The organism is Sphingomonas sp. CFBP 13706 (assembly GCF_014842355.1).
Taxonomy (GTDB): Bacteria; Pseudomonadota; Alphaproteobacteria; order Sphingomonadales; family Sphingomonadaceae; genus Sphingomonas; species Sphingomonas aerolata.
In genome coordinates, this window is record NZ_JACYVM010000019.1 from 40,532 (window position 1) to 47,295 (window position 6,764).

Here is a 6,764-nt window from a genome sequence, read left to right on the forward strand (position 1 = left end):
AACTCCGTCAGGCCGGCTGTGGCCCGGGCTGTTTCGGATCCACCACGAACTTGGCGAAGGTGGAGATCGACCCGCCCGGCCGATCGACCTGATCCATCACCTTCACCTCGGCAAGCCAGCGGTCCGGCGTCACGGTGAACAGCTGATAGCCGCGCTGGTTGTTGAGCAGGCTGACGTTCGGATTATGGTCGAGCGCGCGCGTCTCGCCCGCATAGCGCGCACCGCCGGTACCGCCCGACGAGATCGAGGTCGCGAGAAACTCGGTCGCGATCGCGGGGCCGCCCAGGTCGTTCGCGTCGCGCGGGACCGAGCCGACGACATTCTGGTGCAGGTCGCCGCTACCGATCACGACATTGGTCAGCCCGCGCCGCGCGATGCCGTCGACGAGCCGCTGCCGCGCGAGCGGATAGCCGTTCCAATTGTCCTTGCCGACCACCGGCGTCGTCGCGCCGTCCTTGCGCGCGTCATAGGGCATGAACAGCACCTGCTGCGCGATGAAGTTCCACCGGGCGTCATTGGCGAGCCCGTCGTCGAGCCAGCGCTCCTGCGCGGCCCCCAGCATCGTGCGGCCCGGCTGGTCGGCGGGCACGCAGGCGTCGAGTTCGCCCCGCGCGATCCCGGGCCGCTCGCAGAGCTGGTCGCTGCGGGCCGAGCGCGTGTCGAGCACGTGCATCCGCGCCAGCGTGCCGTAATCGAACCGTCGATAGGCGCGCCCGGTCCCGGGCCGTTGCGCGCGGCGGACGGGGACATGCTCGTACCAGGCCTGCAACGCCGCGGCCTTGCGCGCGGCGAACACCGGCGGCGGGTTGCCGTCCTTGTCGAATTCGCCCGCCCAATTGTCGTCGATCTCGTGATCGTCGAACGACATGATGAACGCGACCGCCGCGTGCGCCGCCTGCAGGTCGGGATCCGCCTTGTACTGCGCATAGCGGCGGCGATATTGATCGAGCGTATGGGTCTCGGCGCCGAGGTGCTTGCGCGGACTGGGCTCGGCCCGGGTCGCCATCTCGTAGATATAGTCGCCATAATGGAAGACCGCGTCGAGATCGGGCTCGCGCGCGACATGCGCATAGGCGGTGAAGAAGCCCGTCTCGAAATCCTGGCACCCCAGCATCGCCAGCCGCAGCCGGTCGAGCGACACGCCCTCCGCGGGCGCGGTGCGCGCGGTCCCCACCGGGCTCGATCCGGCACCCTGGACGAGGAAGCGATACCAATAGGGCCGATGCGATCGCAGCCCGTCGACCTCGACATGGACCGAATGCGCGAGCGTCGCGTCGGCGACCGCCGCGCCGGTCCGGACGATCTTGCGAAAACCGGGGTCCTCGGCGATGTCCCAGCGGAGCGGAACATCATGCGGCGGCATGCCGCCGTCCGGGGTCTGCGGCTCGGGCGCCAGCCGGGTCCAGATCACGAATCCGTCGGGCCAGGGGTCTCCGGAGGCGACACCCAGTGTGAACGGATCGCGCGTGAACGCCGCCTTCGCCAGCAGCCGCGGCGCCCCCGCCCCGCCCAGCATTGCGAGCGAGAGGCCGGCCTTGACCAGATTGCGGCGATCGAACTGAGCCATAAGGACACTCCCTGCGGCAGCGCGCCTGCAGCGCCCGACCGGCGTCGCAGCGCGACCTGCTATGCCGGAAAGACGGAGCAGCCGGGCAAAACCCGACAGACAAAAGAACGGGCGGTGGCGATCCTAGGGATTTCCGGGCCCGCCCGCCGGGCGGATGGCGATCGCGTCTTTCCCATAGGCGACATCGACCTGATAGGCCGCCTCCACCGCCTGCAATGCGCGGTCGGTGTCGGAGATATGGAAGCGGCCGCTGATCGGAAGCGCCTGCAGGCGGCGATCCTCCAACAGGATCGAACGCGCCGAGTAACGCTGAACCTTGCCGATCAGCACCGCGAGCGGGACGTCCGACGCCTCGAACCACCCCGACTTCCACTCGGGCGCGCTCGCCGCGATGCGCGGTTGCGCGGTGACCTGCCCGTCGACGACGCGTGCGCCGTCGCCCTTGTGCAGCACCAGATCCGCTTCCCCGGCGACGCCGACCTCGACCGCACCGCGGTAGACGACCACGGCGGTTCGCGTCGGCGACTGGCGATCGACGTTGAACGCGGTGCCCAGCACGCGCACGGATGTGGTGCCGCTCGCGACCCGGAACATCCGGCTGCGTTCGTGGTGAATGTCGAAATAGGCCTCGCCGCGGACGAGCTCGGCACCGCGGTGCCATGGCAGGATCCGCACGCGCAACTCGGTGTCGCCGCTCAGGTCGACGCGCGACCCGTCCGCGAGCACGACGGTGCGGCTCTCGCCGGGGCCGGTGCGATAGCGCGTCGTCGCCAGCATCGGCCCGAGCATGAGAATCGCAACCAGCATCGCGCAGGCAGCAGCGGCCAGCCGCGGCATCGATCGCCGCCCCCGGCGCGCGCGATCGTCCCGCGGGGCTGGCGGGATCGCGGCCGCGGGGACGCGTGCCGCGGTCCCGAGCGCCTCGACCAGCGCCTCCGATTGCCAGAGCGCCTGCATCTCGGCGAAGACCGCGCGGTGCCGCGGTGACGCTGCCATCCACGCATCGAAGTCCGGCCCCGCCGCGGCATCGAACGCCGGCTGGTTGAGCCGGTCGATCCACGCGGCGGCATCCTCGGCGATCTGGCTCTCGCGGCTCATCGCCCGCGTCCGCATGCGATCGCCTCTCCCGGCATCGCCTTGTGAAGGTCTGCCAGGCCGCGGGTGATGTGTTTCTCGACTGCCTTCGGGCTCAACCCCAGATCCCTCGCTATCGCCGCGCAGCTTTGCCCCTGCAAACGCCGGCGGACAAGCACGTCGCGGCGCAGCGGCGGCATGGCGTCAAGCGCCTCCCGCAGGATCGCGACCGCCTCGCGGCCGACCAGCACGCGGTCCGGCAGGGGCGCCTGGCTGACAGGCTCCTCCGCGCGTTCGGCGACATAGCGGCGGTCCCTGCGATGATGGTCGACCAGCAGGTTCGCGGCGATCCGGAAGCCCAGCGCATAGATGCTGACCAGCTTCTGCACGCGTCCCTGGTGCACCAGCCGCGACAGGGTCTCCTGCACGACGTCCTCGACGACATCGACCCGGCTGGTGCGCGCACGGACATAGCGGCTCAGCGTCGCCGCGATCGCGCGCCAGTCCTCGACCGCGGGCTCGCCCGCGCGGGTGTCGATCTGGGGAAGCGTCGCTGGCATGGCTCGTCCGGGTTGTTGATCCCGGCGACCTAGGCCGCGTTTGTGACAATTTCGGAGAGGGTGCGACAAGGAGTTCGCGCGGACGCCGCCCGATCCCCCAAATTGCGCAGCGCCACCGTCAGTATAAACACCGACCTGCATCAGACTTCGCTGTCATATAACTGAAACCAAATACTTTGTCGGGTTTCCGGGCGCCTGCCCGTCTTGCCCTCGAACCATCTCGGGGGGAAATCATGTTTCATAGAATTCGTCTGGCGCGGCGTCTGCTCGCGTCCGTCGCACTGTCCGGCTTTGTCTGCGCGCCTGCGATCGCGCAGACCGCACCACCGGCACCACGCCAGTTCAGCTTCGACGTTCCCGCACAGGGTCTCGCCGACGCGCTCCTCGCCTTCTCGCGACTGACCGGGCTGCAGCTCGCGACGTCGCCGTCACTGCTGCAGGGCGCACGCAGCCAGCGCCTGCGCGGCCGGATGACCGCGGAACAGGCGCTCGCGCGGATCACCGTGGGCAGCGCGGTCGACGGCAGGATCGTCGGCGGCACGGTCACCGTCGCGCGACAAATGGGGCCTGTGACGACGGCATATGCTCCTGCCGCGTCCCCCGGCGGGACCGAAGCTCAGGCGATCGCGCAGGCCGCGCAGCCTGACCCGCTCGCCGATGACGGTGCCGACATCGTCGTCCGGGGCTACCGCCAGAGCGTCGCCAAGGCGCAGCAGATCAAGAAGGCCGCAACCGGGTCGCAGGAGGTGATCCTGGCGCAGGACATCGCCGCGTTTCCCGACCAGAACCTCGCCGAGGCGCTCCAGCGCATCCCCGGCGTCGCGATCACCCGCGACAGCGGCGAGGGCCGCCAGATCTCGCTACGCGGCCTTGGCGCGGATTTCACCCGCACGCAGCTGAACGGCATGGAGGTGCTCACCAATACCTCGTCGGGGCTGGACAGCCGCTCGTCGGTCAGCCGATCGCGCGCGTTCGACTACAGCATCTTCGCGTCCGAGCTGTTCAACAAGGTCGTCGTCGAGAAATCCTATGCGGCGCAGCAGGACGAGGGCGGCATCGGCGGCACGGTCGGGCTGCACACCGCCAAGCCGTTCGACTATGACGGACTCACCGTCGTCGCCTCCGCCCGCGGCCAGGCGAACCAATATACCAAGACGGTCACACCGCGCCTCGTCGGGCTGATATCCGACCGCTGGGGGGATTTCGGCGTCCTCGCCTCGGTCGCGTACAGCACCGCCGAGACCGTCGAATTCGGCTATCGCAACTGGAACTGGTCGCAGATCAATTTCGGCGCGGCCAATGTCGGGCCCGCCGTCTCCGCGGCGGACCGCGCGCTCCTGGTCGGCGCGACGGGTGCCGCGCGCGTCTGGAACAGCCGTGCGCAGACTTACGCCACCTTCTTTAACAAGCGCGAACGGCTCGGCGTCACCACCGCGCTCCAATATCATCCCGACGACCGCACCGATGTCTCGCTCGACCTGCTCTATGGCCGGCTGAACAACGACCGGCGCTCGGGCGTGATCGGCGCCGCGGGGACCAACGGCGTCGCCGCGAACAACGTCACGGGCACGCAGCTGCTGACCGGCGTCACCTTCGACGATTTCAACGACATCGTCGGCGCGTCGTTCGACCGTGTCGACATGCGCACCGAATCCAAGGTGACGCATGACCAGACGACCTTCTGGCAGGCCGCGCTCAACGCGCATACCGATCTCGCCAGCAACCTGACGCTCAACGTCCTAGGCGGCTGGTCGCGATCGACCTTCGCGTCGCGCTATGCACAGGTCTATCTCGAGGCGGTCGGCAAGAGCTATTCCTTTTCGGGGCTGAACACCGCCTCGCCGCGGACCGACTATGGCTTCGACACCACCGACGCGTCGCAATGGGATTTGCAGGGCCTCGAGACCCGCGCCGACCGGATCGAGAGCGAATTCTACAACAGCAAGGCAGAGCTTGCCTGGACGGTCGCCACGGGGTCGACGATCAAGGCGGGTGCGGGGTTCAAGCGCTTCACCAATGGCGGCTGGCAGCGCAAGGTCGCGCCCAGCTACGAGAACAAGCCGGGCGTGCCCGACGTCCCGACCAGCGTCCTGACCGACAGCACGCTCGCCCCCTATGTGATCGGCGATGTCGCCGGCACCTATGCGCTGCTCGGCCAGAGCATGACCGTCGACGCGAACAGCACCGTCGCGGGCACCGCCTATGACCTGACCGAACGCACCTATGGCGCCTATCTGCAATATGACCTCGCCACCCGGCTCGGCGCGATCGGCCTGCGGGCCAATATCGGCGTGCGCTATTACCATACCGATCTGGGATCCGCAGGGACCGCGCTGGTCGGCAGCGCGCTCGTCCCGGTCAGCGTGACCAACCGCTATGACGGTTTCCTGCCCGCAGCGAACCTCGCCTTCGACCTCAGCCGGTCGATCGTCTTCCGGCTGAGCGGCAATCGCAATCTGAGCCGCCCTGCGCTCAGCGACATGCGCGCGGCCGGGACGCTCAACCTCGCCTCGTTCGGCGGCACGATCGCCGCCGGCAATCCCAATCTGAAGCCGTTCATCGCCGATTCGATCGAGACCTCGCTCGAATATTATGACGGCACGCGCGGATCGCTCGCGATCGGTGCCTTCTACAAGCACATGGACTCGTACATCACGTCGGAAACGCGGCTCGTATCCTATGCCTCGACCGGCTATCCCGCGGCACTGCTGCCCGTCGGCGTCGACCCTGCGGTGCTGGTGAACTACACGCGCCCGATCAACGGCCCCGGCGCGTCGATCAAGGGGATCGAGGTCGCCGCGAAGCGAGACTTCGACTTCCTGCCTGCGCCGTTCGACAAGCTCGGCATACTCGGCAACGTCACGGTCGCCAGCGGGTCGACCGACGTCTTCTATGCGGGCGTGCCGGTCCGCCTGCCGCTGCCGACATTGTCGAAATTCTCGTCGAACGCGACGCTCTATTACGACACCGATCGCTGGGGCGCGCGTGGCTCGATCGCGACGCGCTCGCGCTATCGTTGGGGCGATGGCGGCAACGGCAATATCGGCGAGTATATCAAGGGCACCACGAACCTCGACGCGTCGGCCTATGTCAATCTGACGCCGCGGTTCAAGCTGACGCTCGACGTGATCAACATCACCGACGAGCCGATCGTCCAATATGCCGACGGCACCGCCAAGCGGGTGATGACCAACACCGTCAGCGGCCGCACCGTCGCGTTCGGCGGGACGATGCGCTTCTGAACGAGCACAGGGGCAGGTCGGTCACCGGCCTGCCCCTTCACCGTCTGGATCCGTCCACGGCCCCGAGGGCCTGTACTCGACCGATACCAGGAATAGCGTGCGCCCCGTGCAGCAACAGCCGCCTTGATGCCGAGCGGGCGCATCCGGGCCCATCTTACAGACACGCTAGGTTACGCGTCCTCGTCATGGGGTCAGGCGCGCAGTAAAAGAGGGCTAGAAACGACGACAGCCCCGAAGCTTTCGCTTCGGGGCTGTCGTAGGATTTGGTTGCGGGGACAGGATTTGAACCTGTGACCTTCAGGTTATGAGCCTGACGAGCTA

The 6,764-nt window shown here is 68.0% G+C and carries 4 protein-coding genes; 1 reads left to right on the forward strand and 3 read right to left on the reverse strand.

Translation table 11 applies throughout. The features are described from left to right. Window positions 1-7: 7 nt before the first annotated feature. The 3 genes from IFS44_RS19710 to IFS44_RS19720 all read right to left on the reverse strand — a co-directional run bounded on the left by IFS44_RS19710 (window position 8) and on the right by IFS44_RS19720 (window position 3,201). Window positions 8-1,567 (reverse strand): alkaline phosphatase D family protein, encoded by a 1,560-nt coding sequence (locus tag IFS44_RS19710; protein ID WP_192099752.1) that lies wholly within the window; start codon window positions 1,565-1,567, stop codon window positions 8-10. A 123-nt stretch (window positions 1,568-1,690) separates the two neighbouring features. After that, entirely contained in the window at window positions 1,691-2,680 is a 990-nt protein-coding gene (locus tag IFS44_RS19715) for a FecR family protein (RefSeq protein WP_192099753.1), read from the reverse strand. Continuing rightward, on the reverse strand, window positions 2,662-3,201 hold the full coding sequence (locus IFS44_RS19720) for an RNA polymerase sigma factor (protein WP_056408788.1): 540 nt from the start codon (window positions 3,199-3,201) through the stop codon (window positions 2,662-2,664). Before IFS44_RS19720 ends, IFS44_RS19715 begins: the two co-directional genes overlap by 19 nt. Before the next feature lie 233 nt (window positions 3,202-3,434). Between IFS44_RS19720 and IFS44_RS19725 the strand changes: the two genes are divergently transcribed. Then, window positions 3,435-6,443, forward strand: coding sequence for a TonB-dependent receptor (locus IFS44_RS19725; RefSeq protein ID WP_192099754.1), 3,009 nt, complete (start codon window positions 3,435-3,437; stop codon window positions 6,441-6,443). The last annotated feature ends 321 nt before the right edge of the window (window positions 6,444-6,764 follow it).